This window comes from Phocaeicola sp., from assembly GCF_048170425.1.
Taxonomy (GTDB): domain Bacteria; phylum Bacteroidota; class Bacteroidia; order Bacteroidales; family Bacteroidaceae; genus Phocaeicola.
This window is the reverse complement of record NZ_DBEXBB010000037.1, coordinates 1-18,343: the sequence shown is the minus strand read 5'-3', so window position 1 is coordinate 18,343 and position 18,343 is coordinate 1. Positions and strand designations below refer to the sequence as shown.

The 18,343-nt window shown below is 46.8% G+C and carries 10 protein-coding genes and 1 pseudogene; 5 read left to right on the top strand and 6 right to left on the bottom strand.

The features are described 5' to 3' along the window. From ACMJ0U_RS01460 to ACMJ0U_RS01440, 5 genes and pseudogenes are all read left to right on the top strand, one after another. The coding region (locus tag ACMJ0U_RS01460; RefSeq protein ID WP_417127700.1) for a hypothetical protein at nt 1-198 on the top strand (198 nt) is incomplete at its 5' end. A gap of 145 nt (nt 199-343) precedes the next feature. Then, complete coding sequence (locus ACMJ0U_RS01455; RefSeq protein ID WP_417127702.1) at nt 344-1,459, top strand: glycoside hydrolase family 88/105 protein; 1,116 nt, start codon at nt 344-346, stop codon at nt 1,457-1,459. Between the two features lie 20 nt (nt 1,460-1,479). Continuing rightward, a complete protein-coding gene (locus tag ACMJ0U_RS01450) occupies nt 1,480-3,228 on the top strand; it encodes a pectinesterase family protein (protein ID WP_417127699.1) in 1,749 nt (582 codons plus the stop codon). 18 nt (nt 3,229-3,246) lie between these two features. Then, a complete protein-coding gene (locus ACMJ0U_RS01445) occupies nt 3,247-4,557 on the top strand; it encodes an acetylxylan esterase (RefSeq protein ID WP_417127697.1) in 1,311 nt (436 codons plus the stop codon). A gap of 99 nt (nt 4,558-4,656) precedes the next feature. Further along, nucleotides 4,657-9,084, top strand: a pseudogene (locus tag ACMJ0U_RS01440) (hybrid sensor histidine kinase/response regulator transcription factor). Nucleotides 9,085-9,297: 213 nt separating this feature from the next. Here the strand turns inward: ACMJ0U_RS01440 and ACMJ0U_RS01435 are convergent. The 6 genes from ACMJ0U_RS01435 to ACMJ0U_RS01410 all read right to left on the bottom strand — a co-directional run. Beyond that, complete coding sequence (locus ACMJ0U_RS01435) at nt 9,298-10,800, bottom strand: UxaA family hydrolase (RefSeq protein WP_417127696.1); 1,503 nt, start codon at nt 10,798-10,800, stop codon at nt 9,298-9,300. Between the two features lie 27 nt (nt 10,801-10,827). Beyond that, the gene (locus tag ACMJ0U_RS01430; protein ID WP_417127694.1) at nt 10,828-12,270 is read right to left on the bottom strand and encodes a tagaturonate reductase; all 1,443 of its coding nucleotides are present in this window, start codon (nt 12,268-12,270) and stop codon (nt 10,828-10,830) included. Between the two features lie 240 nt (nt 12,271-12,510). Further along, entirely contained in the window at nt 12,511-14,079 is a 1,569-nt protein-coding gene (locus ACMJ0U_RS01425) for a glycoside hydrolase family 28 protein (RefSeq protein ID WP_417127693.1), read from the bottom strand. A 25-nt stretch (nt 14,080-14,104) separates the two neighbouring features. Beyond that, nucleotides 14,105-15,559: a pectate lyase gene (locus tag ACMJ0U_RS01420; protein WP_417127701.1), complete on the bottom strand. Its 1,455-nt coding sequence runs from the start codon at nt 15,557-15,559 to the stop codon at nt 14,105-14,107. A 40-nt stretch (nt 15,560-15,599) separates the two neighbouring features. Next, entirely contained in the window at nt 15,600-17,210 is a 1,611-nt protein-coding gene (locus ACMJ0U_RS01415) for a pectate lyase family protein (RefSeq protein WP_417127692.1), read from the bottom strand. A gap of 72 nt (nt 17,211-17,282) precedes the next feature. Continuing rightward, on the bottom strand, nt 17,283-18,343 hold a 1,061-nt coding region (locus ACMJ0U_RS01410), incomplete at its 5' end, for a pectinesterase family protein (protein ID WP_417127691.1).

The window sequence follows — 18,343 nt, the reverse complement described above, 5'->3', positions numbered from 1 at the left end:
TTTATTCTCTCCCCGAAAACCGTGATTTATTCTTCTTGTTCTAACTTTTTATACCTTAAAGCTGTCATTTTTCAGCATAACCTTTCTGTGGATACACCCCCAAAGACAGAAAAACACGGACAAAAACCAATTTTTATACCTTTTGAAATGAAAACTCCACATTTTTCTCCGCCAGAAAGCCTACTTTTGTTTGCGTAAACATGTTGATTGATTCTTTAAATTCATTTTATCCATGAAAAACAAACTATGGCATTTAACAGGGGTGGTAATAGGAGCCTTTCTGCTCATTCCAACCATTACATTTTCTCAGACAGTAAAAAGTGACCAGCCCTGGTCGGTAAGAATGGCTGAGTCAGAACTTATACGATGGCCCGAAGCCTGGCAACTGGATTTCCAAAAGCAAATGAAATGGGACTACTGTCACGGACTGGAATTGCAGGCCATGCTGGATGTGTACGACCGCTATGGCGACAAACGTTTCTATGATTATGCCCTCACGTATGCCGATACGATGGTCAATGCCGATGGCAGCATCAAAAAATACAAGCTGGAAGAATACAGTCTGGACCGCGTAAATTCAGGAAAATTTCTGTTCCGTATTTACGAACAGACGAAGGATGAAAAATACAAAAAAGCACTGGCCATGCTCCGGAAACAGTTCGACACCCATCCACGCAATGCCGACGGAGGCTTCTGGCACAAAAAAATCTATCCTCATCAAGTATGGCTGGACGGAATCTATATGGGAGCACCCTTCTATGCAGAATATGCATTTCGTCACACTGAAGTCAATGCCTACCAGGATGTCATCAGCCAATTCCTTATGGCTGCACGGCACACCTATGACCCTCAGACGGACCTTTACCGCCATGCCTGCGACGTGAGCCGCCAGGAGCGGTGGGCCGACCCCGTGACCGGACAATCCCAACACAGCTGGGGACGTGCGCTGGGATGGTATGCCATGGCATTTGTAGATGCACTGGAATTTATTCCGGAACATGAGGCTGGAAGAGATTCCATGTTGATTATTTACAATAAAGTTGCAGAACAGATTAAACGCCTGCAGGACAAAAAAACAGGCCTATGGTATCAGGTGCTCGACCGTAGCGGTGATCCGGGCAACTACCTGGAATCTTCCTGTTCTGCCATGTTCGTGTATTCTCTTCTGAAAGGAGTCCAAAAAGGCTACATTGATAAATCTTACCTGAAAGTGGCAGAAAAAGGCTACAAAGGCATTCTGAAGCACTTCATCAAGGTCGACCAGAATGGAATGGTCAGCATTACGCAGGTATGTGCCGTAGCCGGACTGGGAGGAAAGAACTACCGCATGGGAGATTATGATTACTACATCCATGAACTCGTACGAGACAATGACCCGAAAGCCGTGGCGCCCTTTATCATGGCCTGCCTGGAATGGGAACACCTGCAAGACATGAAAGCATTGCTCAACCAGAAATAAAAGCATTCATACCTCAAATCATGAAAACGAAATTTGCCTTTATCATCAGCCTGTTTCTCCTGCTGACAGCTTTCACCTCCGAGAAACGGGTCATTACGATTTTTACCATCGGCGACTCCACAATGGCCAACAAGCAGCTGGAGGGCGGCAATCCGGAACGTGGATGGGGCCAAATGCTGTCACGCTATTTCTCGAACGACATCAGAGTGGATAACCATGCTGTGAACGGGCGCAGTTCGAAAAGTTTCATTGATGAAGGACGCTGGGATGCGGTTCTGCATAAAATAAAACCAGGAGATTACGTATTCATCCAGTTCGGACACAACGACGAGAAGCCCGACCAGGAACGTCATACCGACCCCGGCACTACATTCGATGCGAACCTGAAACGGTTTGTCACAGAAACACGTGCCAAAGGAGGGATTCCGGTACTGTTTAATTCCATTGTCCGCCGCAACTTCGGCAAAGGAGACGCCGATGCCGTAGCCAAAGCCATCATTCAGGATGATTCTCGTGACAGCGCAACCCCACAGGCAAAAGACACCATCGGCTCAGATGCCTGCCTCATCGATACTCACGGAGCTTACCTGGATTCTCCCCGGAACGTTGCCCGGGAACTGAATGTGCCGTTCATTGATTTAAACAAGCTCACCCACGAATTAGTAGAAGGCATGGGACCCGAAGATTCAAAGAAGCTGTATGTCTGGGTAGCACCGAACACCGTAGCTGCCCTGCCTAAAGGCCGCCAGGACAATACTCATCTGAATGTCTATGGAGCGGGCATCGTGGCAGAACTGGCCGCAAAAGCCGTTACGGAAGCAGTGCCGGAGCTCAAGCCTTATCTCAGACATTATGACCTGGTGGTGGCGAAAGACGGTTCCGGTGATTTCTTTTCCGTGCAGGAGGCCATCGACGCTGTACCTGATTTTCGAAAGGGAAAACGTACCACCATATTGGTCAGGAAAGGCGTGTACAAAGAAAAAATAGTCATTCCGGAAAGTAAACAGCACATCTCACTCATCGGAGAAGAGGGAACTGTACTTTCGTATGATGACTATGCCCGGAAATTAAATCGGTTCGGAGAGGAAAAAGGAACATCCGGTTCTGCCTCATGTTACATCTACGGTCCCGACTTTTATGCCGAAAACATCACGTTTGAGAATACCGCCGGACCTGTAGGACAGGCCGTGGCCTGCTTTGTAAGTGCCGACCGGGTATATTTCAAGAAATGCCGTTTCCTGGGCTTCCAGGACACGCTTTATACCTACCGGAAAGGCAGCCGGCAATATTATGAGGATTGCTATATTCAAGGAACGGTGGACTTTATCTTTGGCTGGTCTGTGGCCGTATTCAACCGCTGCCACATTCACAGTCTGGGAAAGGGCTATGTGACCGCACCTTCTACCGACCAGCATCAGGCATACGGATATGTATTCTACGACTGTCGGCTGACCGCAGACGAGGGGGTGGAAAAGGTGTATCTTGCCCGTCCGTGGCGGCCTTATGCAAAAGCGGTATTCATCCGCTGCAACCTGGGGAAACACATTATCCCCGAAGGCTGGAACAACTGGCGGAATCCGGAAAATGAAAAAACTGCTTTCTTTGCGGAATACCAAAGCACAGGCGAAGGAGCCAATCCCACCAAACGCGTGCGGTATGCCCACCAGCTGAAGGACCTGAAAGATTATGACATGGAAAACATTCTGGCTGGAAAAGATGGCTGGAATCCGGTCAAGAACGGAAATGCCCTGTTGACTATCACACGTTAACCCTAGCACGCTGATACCATGAAGACAAAATTTATTTTATGTTTCCTGATTTTGTTCCGTTCTTTTGTCCTTCTGGCAGAGAACTATCCTTACCGGAGCGACGTGCTTTGGGTAACGGAACCTGACCATCCGGACTGGATTTACCACACTGGCGAACAGGCTGAGATAGAAATCCGGCTCTATCAGTACGGCATGCCACAAGACGGAATCAAGGTAGATTACGAATTGGCAGATGACCTGATGCCCGCAGATTCACACGGGAGCGTGACGCTACAGAACGGACGGGGCGTTATCAAGGCGGGCACCATGAAAAAGCCTGGATTCCGGGACTGCCGGCTGACGGCTCATCTGCAAGGAAAAACCTACCGGCACCATATCAAACTCGGCTTTTCACCGGAACAAATCTGCCCTTATACGCAGAAGCCAGCCGATTTTGACACCTTCTGGGAAAAGAACATGAAAGAGGCTGCTGCCTTCCCGATGAGTTATACGATGAGTCCGGCCAAGGAACTCAGCACAGAAAAAGCAGACTGTTATCTGGTAAAACTGCAACTTAACCCTAAGGGACAAGCTGTGTATGGCTATCTGTTCTGTCCCAAAGGAGCGTCCTCGAAAAGCTGCCCGGTAGTACTCTGCCCTCCCGGAGCCGGTATCAAGACCATTAAAAACCCTCTTCGCCATGCATTTTATGCCGCACAAGGATTTATCCGGTTTGAATTTGAAATACACGGTCTCAATCCCACATGGTCTGAGGAAACGTTTCAAGAAATCAGCCGTGCATTCAACGGAGCCGAGAACGGCTATCTGACCAATGGACTGGATAACCGCGACAATTATTACATGAAACGGGTGTACCTGGCCTGCATACGCTGTATTGACTTTCTGACTTCTCTGCCCGAGTGGGACGGAAAGAATGTCATTGTACAAGGAGCAAGTCAAGGTGGCGCCCTCGCACTTGTTACCGCGGGTCTCGACAAGCGGGTAACCTTATGTGCTGCCAGCCATCCGGCATTGAGTGACATGGCAGCTTACCGCGCCGGACGGGCAGACGGCTATCCGCATTTTTCCAAGATGAAAGGTATGGATACTCCGGAAAAAAGGAAGACCATGGCCTGCTACGATGTCATTAATTTCGCACGGCAAATCAAGGTGCCTGTTTTTCTCACATGGGGATTCAACGACAACACCTGCCCTCCCACAACCAGTTATGCCGTGTATAATACGCTGACATGTCCTAAAGAGGCCCTGATTACTCCGGTCAACGAGCACTGGACGTCGGACGAAACGGAAAGGAACATCCTGAAATGGATAGAAAAAAATCTACAATAATTCTTCCCTATAGCCCCCTGAATCTATTTTTAGGGGGCTAAAGCTTTTTATTACCCCGTTTTTTTTATCTTTGCAATATATACTGGATAAGGAGATATTATGAAAATGAAATTCATCTGTTTGTTTCTTGCCATACTGAATATCATCCATGTACAAGCGCAACAGGAATGCATGCTGACACACTATTCATCGGAAGACGGCTTGTCGGAAAACACAGTCATGGACATTCTTCAGGATGACAAAGGAAACATGTGGTTCTCTACATGGAACGGAATCAACAAGTTCGACGGATATACCTTCCACACTTATAAGGGCAATCTGGATAACCAGACGATATTAGGCAGCAACCGAATAGACTGCATGAGGATGGACACACATGGGTATATCTGGTTGCAGACTTATGATGAGAGTGTGTTCCGTTTCAACCCCCGCACGGAGCTATTTGAAAAGATTCCGGCCCAGGGAGAAGCAGGAAGCGGAGTTCATGTATCTTCCATCCAGGTGCTCCCCAACGGGCACACCTGGCTGCTGACACACAAGGAAGGAGCCATACGGGTTACCACAGATTCTCTGTCGGGACATGTAAAGACGGATTATTACTCTCCGAAGTCGAAACAGTGTCCGGTAACGACCGTGTATAAATTATTCGTATCAGAAGGAAATGAATGGATTCTATCAGACAATGGACTGGGATGTATTTCGCCCGGAGAAACGGTACCTCAGTTCTATTTCCGGGATGCAGAGCCGAAAAAGTTTTACGTAGCCGAAGAAGTCAACGACCAGCTCTTTTTCGGGTCTGTACAAGGCACTGTGTGGAAATACCAGAAGTCTACAGGCAAATTCTCTTCTCTCAAGCTGCTTTCATCTTCCAACGTATGCGGCATCGAATACCTCAAGAACCTGAAACAAGTATTGATTGCTACGGTTTCCGACGGTTTTTTCCTGTATCACACAGGAAATGGCGCCATACAGCATTTCCCGGCTTCGCTTTTACTGAAGGCTCCTGTGGAATCGGTATTCATGGACTCCACAGGCGAAATCTGGTTTGAGCAAAATATCGTGGGAGAAGTAGCCCATTTCAACCCTTATCACAAGACCGTCAAATGCGAGAAGGTATATGTAGAACCCACCTATACAGACAGGTCACGCCCTGCATTCCACATACACGAAGACAAGGCAGGACAGCTGTGGGTGCATCCTTACGGAGGCGGATTTTCTTATTTTGACAGGAAACACAACTGCCTGCGTCCGTTCTACAACAGCATGACAGGAAACAACTGGCGGTTCTCCAACAAGATTCATTCGGCTTTTTCTGACAGGCAAGGAAATTTGTGGATGGGTACACACTCCAAAGGACTGGAAAAAGCCACCTTCCGGACCGAGCATTTCAAGCTGAGAATTCCGGTAGACACTCCCTACGAATCGCTGAGCAACGAAGTCCGTGCCATTTTTGACGACGAAAAAGGTTTTTTGTGGATTGGACTGAAAGACGGAATGCTGCGCGTGTACGACAAAGCAAATCGGGAAATAGGTTACCTCACCGAAACGGGAAAGATTTCGCATCAAGGCACTCCGCTGGCCGGCAATGTATACCACCTTCTGAAAGACAGCAAAGGAATCTTATGGATTGCCACCAAAGGAGCCGGCCTGATTAAGGCCGAACCCACCAAAGACCCGCTTCAATTCAAACTGACAAGTTTCCGCTACAACCCGGACGATGTATACAGCCTGTCGGACAACAACCTTTATTGCGTATACGAAGACATAACCGGACGCATATGGGTGGTGACTTTCTCTGACGGTATCAATTACATCACCGAAAATGAAAAAGGAGAAACATTGTTCATCAACCACCGGAACCGCCTGACTCACTACCCTACCGACTACTGCAACAAAGTGCGCTGTATCACCGGTGACTCCAAAGGAAGATTGTGGATTGGCACTACACACGGCCTGCTGATGACTCATGTAAAATTCACCCAGCCCGAGGAAGTCCTGTTCAAGCATTATTCCTGTTCTTCCGAGAACCAGCATACACTGAGCAACAATGACATTTATTGGATAGAAATCACACAAAACGACGAGCTTTTCATGGCCACTTTCGGCGGAGGACTGAACAAGCTTATCGACATAGATACGGACGGGAAAGCCCGGTTTAAGTCGTACACTGAATACGACGGACTTCCTTCAGATATTCTGATGTCTATCAGTGAAGACAAAAACGGACATATATGGATTGGAACCGAGAACGGACTAAGCAAGTTCTCTCCCCAGGAAGAACGATTCGAAAACTTCAGATACCGATTCCGGGGATACAATCTTCGTTTTTGTGAAGCGTCTTCTGCCTGTCTGTCTAACGGAGACATGATGTTTGGCACCAATAACGGCGTATTGCAGTTTACACCTGATTCCATCAAAAAAAGTGACTATGTACCGCAACTGGTGTTCTCACAGCTATTGCTTGCCAATAAGACAGTGACTCCGGGAGCACACTCCGTATTGCAATGTGCCCTTGACTATATAAGTCAGCTGACACTTTCACACAAAGAAAATATTTTTACCATCCAGTATGCGGCCCTCGATTACACGGCACCTAACGACATACAGTATGCCTATATGCTCGACGGCTTTGAAAACAGCTGGAACTACGTAGGCAAACAGCGGATGGCTACCTATACCAACCTGCCTAAAGGAGAATATGTGTTCAAAGTCAAGTCCACCAATGCCGATGGCGTATAGACCGACAACATCCGTACCCTTCATATCAAGGTGCTGCCTTCTTTCTGGGAAACCCCGTGGGCATACCTGCTATATGTACTCACACTGCTGCTCATAGTCTTCATTGCAGTCTATATTTTATCGACTATCTATCGCCTGAAACACAGAGTGGCCATGGAGCACCAGCTCACGGACATGAAACTGCGCTTCTTTACCGACATTTCTCACGAACTGCGTACTCCGCTTACCTTGATTTCCGCTCCTCTGGAATACATCATGGGGCACAAGGAACTGTCGCACGAAGTGAAAGAGCAACTGGCAGTAGTAGACAGGAATACCAAGCGCATGCTGAGGCTGGTTAACCAGATTCTGGACCTCCGGAAGATTCAGAATAAAAAAATGAAAATGATTGTGCAGCAAACTGACATCGTGCCCTACACCCGCAGTATCATGGACAATTTTGAGGCACTGGCCAAGGACCACCACATGCAGTTTGTATTCGAGACCAATAAGGAACATATATTCTTGTGGGTGGATACCGACAAGTTTGAAAAAATAGTGTACAACCTGCTATCAAATTCCTTTAAATATACACCTGACGGCAAAAGAATTAAGGTTACCATTACCGAAAACCTGGACAGCGTATCCGTATCAGTGGAAGATCAGGGCATAGGTATCACAGAAAACAAGAAGAAGGTACTTTTTGTACGTTTCGAAAACCATGTAGACTCCAAAATCTTCAAACAAATGAGTACCGGTATCGGACTTTCACTTGTGAAAGATTTTGCCGACATGCATCATGCTTCCATTTCGGTTTGGAGCAAGGTCAATGAAGGAAGCTGCTTCAAGATTGATTTCTTGAAAGGAAAATCGCATTACAGCGAACAGGTGGAATTTATTCTGGACGACATGGTAGCTTCAGACACACAAGTTCCGGTACAGACTACGGAAGAAAATACGTCAGTCACATCCGCTCCCGAAGAAGAGAGTGAGACCCAGAAAGACACCATGCTTCTGGTGGAGGACAATATAGAACTAAGAAGTTTCCTGCGAACGATTTTCACCGACGAATACAATGTCATAGAAGCCGTGAACGGGGCAGATGGTCTGGAAAAAGCCTTGAAACTGATACCCGACATTATTATCAGCGATGTCATGATGCCGGTAAAAGACGGATTTGAAATGATGCAGGATTTAAGAAATGAAATCACGACAAGCCATATCCCTCTTATTCTGCTGACAGCCAAGACAGCCATCGAAAGCAAACTGGAGGGATTGGAATACGGAGCTGATGATTATATTACCAAACCATTCAGTGCCACTTATCTGCAAGCACGGGTGAAGAACATTCTGATAAAACGCAGAAAGCTGCAAGAGATGTTCCGGGAAAAACTGATGGACAGTCCGTCTAAGCCTGATACCGGAAATGAAACGCCTTCAGAAAAAATTCCTGAGATGTCTCCTTCCGACCAGAAGTTCATGAATAAGCTGATGGAGCTGATGGAAGCCAATCTGGACAACGGAAACCTGATTGTAGACGACCTGGTAAAAGAAATGGCTGTCAGCCGTTCTGTCTTTTTCAAAAAGCTGAAATCGCTGACGGGATTTGCTCCCGTAGAGTTTATCCGTGAAATAAGAATCAACCGGGCCGTACAGCTGATTGATACGGGCGAATATTCCATCACACAGATTTCTTACATGGTAGGAATCAACGACCCGCGGTATTTCAGCAAATGCTTTAAACAGAAAATGGGCATGACTCCCAGCGAATACCGGGACAGTAAAGTAAACGGACACATCGGTCAGTAAAAAATATGCTGTTATAAAAAATAAGAGGGTGCGTCAAAATTCATTTCTTGAAAATATGAACTTATAATTTGAAATTTGAGCACCCCAAAAAAGACTAAAAAGGGCCGTATCAAACTCTGTATTGAGTAATGATGCGGCCCTTTTAAGTATTATGGTTGTAATCTGTAACTTTTGGGAGTAGTCATTTTAGTTTTGACACCCCTCTTTGTGTGTTTAAAGTATCACACCCGTTTTGAAGATTGAAATCTCCCGGTAATTATTTTCCTCGTTTTTAGTCCGTTTGCCAGAACAGATTTCCATCACAAAGCGGAAAAACTCTGCCTGTACGTCCTGCATCGGCACTCCTTCTGCTATGACACCGGCATTGAAATCCATCCATCGCTGCTTATGCTGGTACAACTGAGAGTTTGTCGATACCTTTAACGTGGGCACAAAGGTGCCGAAGGGCGTGCCGCGTCCGGTAGTGAACAACACCAGATGACATCCCGAAGCCGCTAATGCCGTACTTGCCACTAAGTCATTGCCCGGCGCACTGAGCAAATTCAATCCCGGGGTACAAATACGGTTACCGTACTCCATCACATCCATCACGGCACTGCTTCCTGACTTCTGCGTACAGCCCAGTGATTTCTCTTCCAAAGTAGAGATTCCTCCGGCTTTATTTCCGGGAGAAGGATTTTCATAAATCGCCTGTCCGTTGCGAATAAAATAATTCTTGAAATTATTAATAAGACTGACGGTCTTGTCAAACACCTCCCGACTGACACAGCGGTCCATCAATATTGTTTCCGCACCAAACATTTCAGGCACTTCCGTCAAGACACACGTACCTCCACAAGCTATCAGCTGGTCGGAAAAACGTCCCAGCAACGGATTTCCCGTAATACCAGAAAAGCCATCCGACCCTCCGCACTTCAGGCCTATTTTCAGCTTCGAAACCGGAATATCCACCCGCTTGTCCTGTTTCACTGTGTCATACAAGTCCGACAAGATTTGAAGTCCGGTAGCAATTTCATCGTCCACCTTCTGACACTCCATGAACTTGATACGGTCTGCATCGTACTCTCCTAAAAGTGTTTTCAAGGCAGCCACCTGATTATTCTCGCAACCCAACCCCAGCACGAGCACTCCGCCTGCATTGGGATGCAGAATCATGTCGCGCAGAATCTTACGCGTATTTTCATGGTCATCCGAAAGCTGTGAACATCCCCAGGTATGTGTAAAGGCATGTATACCTTCAAATCCCTCAATGCCGGCCTCGGCCGTTACCACCTTCTCATTGAACAATTTCACCAGTTCATCGGCAACCCCGTTGACACATCCCACCGTGGGAACTATCCAGATTTCATTACGAATGCCGGCCTCTCCGTTCTTCCGTTCATATCCACGGAAAGAAAGACCCTTGTCTCCCTTCACAGAAGGTACCTCCACCGGAGTGTAGGAATAGTCCTTGATTTCTCCCAGAAGCGTCTTGAGGTATTGCTCATTAATCAAAGTGCCCGCTGGTCTGTCCGCCTTCAGGGCACCAATCGGGAAGCCATACTTTACCACAACATCGCCTGTTTTTAAATCGGCCAAAGCAATTTTATGTCCGGCAGGAATGTCTTCTTTCAACGCCACCATGATGTTGTCCACAGAAATAGTCATCCCGGCCTGCAAGTCAGCCAGTACTACCGCCACATTATCGGCAGGGTGTATATGCAAAAATTTCTCCATCTTTCTCTTCTCCTCCATTTCCATGAATCAGCCTACATAATCTTTTACCACCTGATACATTCCTTTTTCACAAATATCGGTCAGCATTTTCGTTACCAGCGGAGTGAGTCCGGGTATCTGATTCAAATCTTCTCCCCAGATAAACTCAGCCCCCAGCACCTGACGAGCTACCTCACCCAGATTTTCAGCCTTCCAAGCGGCCTTTACAAACTCCATAATTTCAGGCGCATCATTCGGTACAATTTCTGCTCCATCTGCCCGGCATCCTCCCTTGTAATACACCATCAAAGCAGCCAGTCCCAATACAATACCATAAGGAAGTACCCCCTTCCGGTTATAATATTCCTTTACAGAAGGAAGGTCTCTTGCCGTAAATTTCGGGAAAGCATTCAGCATGATGGAAGTAACCTGATGGTCTACGAACGGATTTTCAAAACGTTCGATGACACTGGCCGCAAAAGCTTTCAGTTCGTCCACCGGAAGAGAAAGAGTCTGCATCAGTTCCTCATTCATCACCTTACGGATATATTTCCCCACCACTGCATCCTGACAAGCATCGCGCACAATATCAATGCCTGAAAGGTAAGCAATCGGAGAAAGAATGGTATGCGTGCCATTCAGCAAGGTCACCTTCCGTTCGTGATACGGCTTCTCCGAAGGAACGAACAAGACATTCAAACCTGCCTTACTGGCCGGAAACTCATTTTCCACCCACTGCGGAGCTTCGATGACCCACAAATGGAAGGCTTCTCCCTGCACCACCAGGTTGTCATCGTAATCCAGATGTTCCTTTATGCTGTCAATCGTCTTTCTTGGGAAACCCGGAACGATACGGTCTACCAGCGTAGCATATACTCCACAAGCCGTCTCGAACCAAGACTTGAATTCTTCTTCCAGCTGCCAGAGTTCGATATACTGGTAGATGGTTTCTTTCAACTTATGTCCGTTCAGGAAAATCAGTTCACACGGGAAAATAATCAGTCCCTTGTCTGCCGCTCCATGGAAAAATTTATACCGGTGATACAACAACTGTGTCAGCTTAGCCGGATAAGAAGCCGGAGGGGTATCTTCCAGCCGGCAAGCCGGATCGAACGTGATGCCAGCCTCCGTGGTATTAGAGATAACAAAGCGGATTTCAGGCTGCTCGGCCAAAGCCAGGTACGAGTCATATTCCCGGTAAGGATTCAGACAACGGCTGATTACATCAATCATCCGGTAAGAATTGATAACCTCCCCTTTTTCCAGTCCCTGCAGATTTACATGATACAATCCATCCTGCTGACTAATCATATCAATCATTCCCTTTTCAATAGGCTGCACCACGACCACATTCCCATTAAAGTCTGTCTTCTCATTCATGTTTGAGATAATCCAATCGACGAAGCATCTCAAAAAATTTCCTTCTCCAAACTGAATGACCTTTTCCGGACGAACCGTTTTTACGGCTGTTTCGCTATTTAATTTCTTCATAATGATAATAATATTTATGATTCATATAGAGGCAAAATTAGAGAGATAGGACAAGAAAGATGTGTAATAATCGTTTATAGAATCGTATTTTTTGTTCTATCCCCGGCCATACACCTTGTTTCATGCTTTTTATGAAAAAACGCCTCAGGAAACATTGCTGTCATCCTGAGGCGCTATTAATAAAACCTTATTTTTAACCAATCTCACATGACGAATCTGACCTTCTTTGCAGTTCAGCCATCATTCTTGATAAGTCTTTCCATTTACCGTTACATGTGTAGAGTTTTTTACCTGAAGCATTTCTCCTTCCGACTCTACCACCGTATTTTCAATCGTCACATTTTCAGCCTGACTGATTTCAATACCTTTTTCAGCACGGCTCACCGTCACATCTTTTATATGCACATTCCGAATTGGCATTTCAGGAAGACCATTGAAAAACATGGCACGTCCCACTCCCCTTGCCGTCACATTCGATATGTAGATGTCACGAAACGCCGGAGTCTCTTCCGTTACAGGAGGCACTTCGGCCTTCATCCGGTCTGCCAGCTCTTCAGCCGTTTCTTCGCCAGCCGCCTTTCCTCCATAGAACAAGTCAAACAGCAAAGCCTCATGAGGGATGTCAATCATATTGATGTGATGGATATGAATATTCTCCACCACTCCTCCACGGCCTCTCGTACTCTTAAACCGCAAGCCCACATCTGTTCCAAGGAAGGTACAGTCGGACACATAAATATTTTTTACGCCCCCCGACATTTCACTCCCCACCACAAAGCCACCGTGTCCATGCAGCACCACATTGTTTTTCACAATGACATTCTGACAAGGTTCTCCTCGCTTACGTCCATCCTCATCCTTTCCCGACTTGATGCAAATGGCATCGTCTCCGGCATCAAACACATTGTTTATGACCAGTGCATTGGTACACGACTCCAGGTCAAGTGCATCCCCATTCTGGGAATACCAGGGATTGAACACTTTCACTCCGTCGATAGTGATATGTTCGCACGAAAGAGGGTGCAGGCACCAGCTGGGTGAATTCTTGAACGTGACTCCCTGCAGCAACACTTTCTTGCATTTTGCCAGACTTAAAAGAACCGGACGCAACCAGGGACGAATCTCGTTCCATTGCTCTTCCGTTTCTATACCTTCCGGATTATTGAACTCCTTACAAGCTTTAGCCCCTTTCAAGGAACCTTCGGTGGGATACCACACATTATCTTCCACCACTCCCCCGGATGCCAGCAACGACTTCCATTGCGATTCGGTCATCTTTCCCTTTTTCACCGGACGCCAGCTGTCACCAGCCCCATCAAAGACTCCATGTCCGGTAATCGCTATATTCTCCGCATTGACAGCAGAAATGGGAGACTGGCAACGACGTGTTTCCAACCCCTCGAACGACGTTTCGATAATGGGATAGTCATTGAAATCGCCTGAAAACAAAATCAGGGCATTTTCTTCCGTATAAAGATTGACATTGCTTTGCAGCTCTATCGGTCCGGTCAGCCACAATCCCTGCGGAATAATCACTTTACCGCCTCCCCGGGTGCTTACCTCCTGAATAGCCTTGTTAATGGCTTCCGTATTCAGGGTCTTCCCATCGGATACCGCACCAAAATCTTTAATGTTCACCGCATAATCCGGGAATACCGGTTGCAACACCTGTGGCATTTCAAAAGGCAAATCTTTATACAGACCGGCATACGGGGCTTCACAATTCTCCACAGATTTTCCATCAGAAGTACAAGCAAACAAAGAAAGCCCCAAAGCCAGTACCGACAAACTTCTAACCAAAATATTCATTCTTGCTATTTGATTTTAAAGATCCTTATTTCTTCAAAGCCTCCTGCGGATAAAGATGCTCCACGAGGCTATTCAAATACACTTCCAGATTCGTATAAGAAGCGCTCAAGCTATAAGCTGCACCGTCATTTCCATTGTCAGGATTCAACCCGTGCGACTTTTCCCATTCATCAGGGATACCATCACCGTCCGTATCTACAGGCCCTGCCGTCTGCTTATACTCTCCCCATCCTCCCACATCGGCAGGGCGGTCTATCATTCCATTGGTACTTCCATGTGAACCTTCATAAGTATACGTTCCCTTACGCACTTCTTCCACAATACGCTTGTCGTGCCCATCACGTGCATAAGAAGCGCCGGCAAAACTCAATACAGACTCAAATGCGTCCCATGTAGACTGTAGCGACGTATGTTCTGCTATGTCAAACGGCTTGCTGTACAAGACCTCATCTACAGGAGCAAATTCCTTCTTAATAACCAAACCAGCCGCATTGTCCTTGTTGACCACCATGATTTCCTTACGTTGTTTCTCTGTAAGTTTTTTACAAGTAGGGTCAATATAGTTTCCTCCAAAATAGAACAAGCCATGCGTACCTGCCGGATTATTGTTCTTGCCGTCATCGGCATAAGCCGTAAACAAGCGCTTGTAAGAAGACTTTGTCGCCGTAAAAGGACCCGGCTTATAATAGTTATTAATAAAGTTGTACTCTCCACCTTCGCCGGCATAGGCACCGTCGCTACCGTAATTATAGATTACGTTATTGAACAGTTCCACCTTTTCCTCTTCAGGCTTTCCTGTATAACGGCTTCCGCACAAACGCGGTGTTCGGTTGGTGTGATGTGCCAGCAGGTTATGATGGAACGAAGCTTTCTGTCCCCCCCAGATTCCTCCATATCCATGTGCTCCCTTTTCATGAATGGAGTTAGCCAGACTCTCACTGATGATACACCACTGAAGCGTGAAATTGCTGTTGTTATAGAACGTAGCGCATTCATCGGTGCTCCAGCTTATGGAACAATGGTCAATGATGATATTCTTATGATTCTTGTAACCATTCATGGCATCATCCCCTTTCTGCTGGATGTCATCTCCCATTCGCGAACGGATAAACCGCACAATCACATTGTCGGCCTGAATGCCCAGTGTATAGTTCTTCAGGCAGATGCCATCACCGGGAGCCGTTTGTCCGGCAATGGTCAAATCGCCGTTATTAATTTTCAACGGCGACTGCAGTTCTATAATGCCGCTCACCGCAAAAACAATGGTACGAGGACCTTTTTTCCGGATAGCCCAGCGAAGCGTACCTTCCGAACCGTCATCCTTCAAAGAATTCACTACTAGGACTTGTCCGCCAGCTCCACCAGTAGTATATTTACCTGCGCCATCGGCACCGGGGAAGGCCGGAATCGTGGTACGGTCTGGAGTTGGACAAGAGACCAAATCTCCTGCATGTGCAGCTACTGCACTCATACATATCATGCCGCAAATTCCTGCTACTAAAAAATTCTTCATAACTAATTTATTTTATAGGATATAAATCTTCAACTAAACTATTTATATAAACCTCCAGATTGGTGTACTCTTTGCTCAGGTTATACTTGGCACTGTCGTCCGTATTCTTGTCAAGTCCATGCGCTTCTTCCCAATAATCCGGAATGCCATCCTTATCGGTATCTTTCTGGGTTGTTCCGATGGAGTATTCAGGCCAGCCACCCACATCGTCCGCACTGTCAATAATGCCAAACTTACCGCCATTGCTGCCATCTGCCGTATAATCTCCGTTACGCACATTGTTCACGATACGTGTGTCCACCGCATCCCGTTTGGTGGAAACTCCGGCATACCCCAACACCGCTTCGTAAGCCTCCGTTGCCGTTTGTGTGAACTGGTCCGCATCCTGCGAAATCACAAATTCCACATCCGACCTGATGGAAGCCGGATCGTTATCAGGCAAAGGAACCTCATCCGTCGCATTTGGATGAAGCCCTATCCAGTTATCCTCGTTCACCGAAGCAGCCAATGCTTTCATTTCTTCCGTCAAATAAGAGCAAGAAGTATCAAAATAGTTTCCGCTAAGATGAAAAACGCCCCAGACTCCTTTCTGGTTATTATTGGTCCCATCATCTCCATTCGGCTGAAAGATGCGGTTCACCAGATTTTTCTTCTGTGCGGTAGAAGGTCCCGGCTTATAATAATTATTCACAAAGTTATAGCTTCCACCTTCGCCCGCATAACCACCGTTCGTAGTACCCCAGTTATAGAACACATTATTACGAAGGTCCACTTTTTCATTTTCCGGCATTCCCGTATAACGGCTGCCACACAAACGAGGCGTACGACTGCTGTGATGTGCAATCAGGTTATGATGGAAAGTGGCCGGAGAACCTCCCCAGATACCTCCGTAACCATGCGCTCCCTTTCCGTGTACGGAATTGGCCAGACTCTCACTGATAATACACCACTGCATCGTAAAGTTGGTATTATCATAGAAAGAGGCACATTCATCTGTACTCCAGCTGATGGAACAGTGGTCAATAAGCACATTCCTGTTCTCTTTTCCCCATAGGGCATCTGCCCCGTCGGCCTCCTCCGCCGTCAACTTATCAGCCCCCATACGGCAACGGATAAAGCGTACAATCACGTTATCGGCCTTGATTGACATAGGATGTCCCTTCAAACAAATTCCTCCTCCGGGAGCCGTCTGTCCGGCAATAGTTACATCGCCATTCTTTATATCCAGCTCACTCTCCAATTCTATCAAGCCTCCTTTTGCAAACACGATGGTTCTGGCTCCTGTCTGATTGACAGCCCATCGCAGAGTACCTTCTGTCCCATCGTCTGCCAGCGAAGTCACTGTCAGCACCTTTCCCCCGGCACCTCCGGTCGTATATGCTCCCGCTCCGTAAGCCCCGGGAAAAGCAACGATAGACGAACGGTCGGGTGTGCCATAGTCAGGCAGTTCTCCCTCCTGGTTTTCTCCATCCCCATCCGTCGACTCCTCATTATCAGTATCTGTGTCCGAAGGATTCTCATTCCCCGGTTCGTCCGTTACCTGCTCCTCTGAACAAGCTGCACTGCTCGCCAACAGAAGAAAGCCCAGCAACAGGTAAGAAATATATATTTTACGCATGCTCCTATTATTTTCATTTTAAGTAAATGAGTTGCCGGAATCCGCTTCATTCCAATTCCGGCAACATCAGATTTAATCACTCAGACAGCCATATTTATTGACAGACCTCACTGTATAAGTACCGCCATTGGCATTCACCTCATAGCTGGTTCCCGTAGTCTGACCCACATACACACCATCTTCGAAAACAAGATAACAGATAGCCTTATTCTGACCGTCCCAGCTCAATGTCGTTCCATAAATACTTACATTCTCTACAGCCGGCAATTTTTCTGTAGTATAATAAGACTTAGGATCCCATCCGTCGTCCCCTTTCACCACATTGTCGTATGTGTAGTTTGCCGCTTCACTATCTGTCAATACCAGACTTTTTTCGTAAGGAACAGAAACTCCGCCCACTGTAAACGAGTTTTTACGCTTGCTTGTATCCACCGCATTTCCATTGGCATCTACCGTATTGTATTCAGCATACAGATAAGGCGATACACTCATGTCCATGTATCCGGCATCCGCAATCTTTATCTTACAAGTAGTATTTATCCAGATGGCAATCGGCTGGTTTTGCCAAGGTCTGCCCAAATAAGTATTGTCATTGGCTTCCGGCACTCCGTCTACAATACAATCACGCATGATATGTCCCCAAGTTGTACCTTCATAATGGCTGCCGGCAGTCATAACATTACCACTTGAATACACATTGTAAAAAGTAGAATTTTCTACCAGCAGGTTACCATTCCCATACAGATAGTCCGTCTTCCCTTCAATCCAGCAATTATCCGCATAGTTGCGGTTGTTCAATCCTTTCCAGCTATCACTCTCATTGTTGCGGACCCACCAGGTATCCTGGAAAGAAACCGCCTTGCAGTTATAGAACGAAATACGGTCGGCACGAGTCATCAGCGCATCTGCCTGTCCGTCGCCAAACATACCTCCATACTCAGCAGTGCGTGCCCCATACAGGTTAATGAAAGAAATGTTCTCCGCATGGAAGTCGTTTGATTTTACCAGCACCACAGCCTCATTGCTAGAGGTCAAGCCATTCGCCTCGGCAAAAGCGGAATTTTGGGAAGAATAATCCCATCCCACCGGCTGGCTGCCTGAGCCGTCCCATTTCACACGACACATCAGCTTCT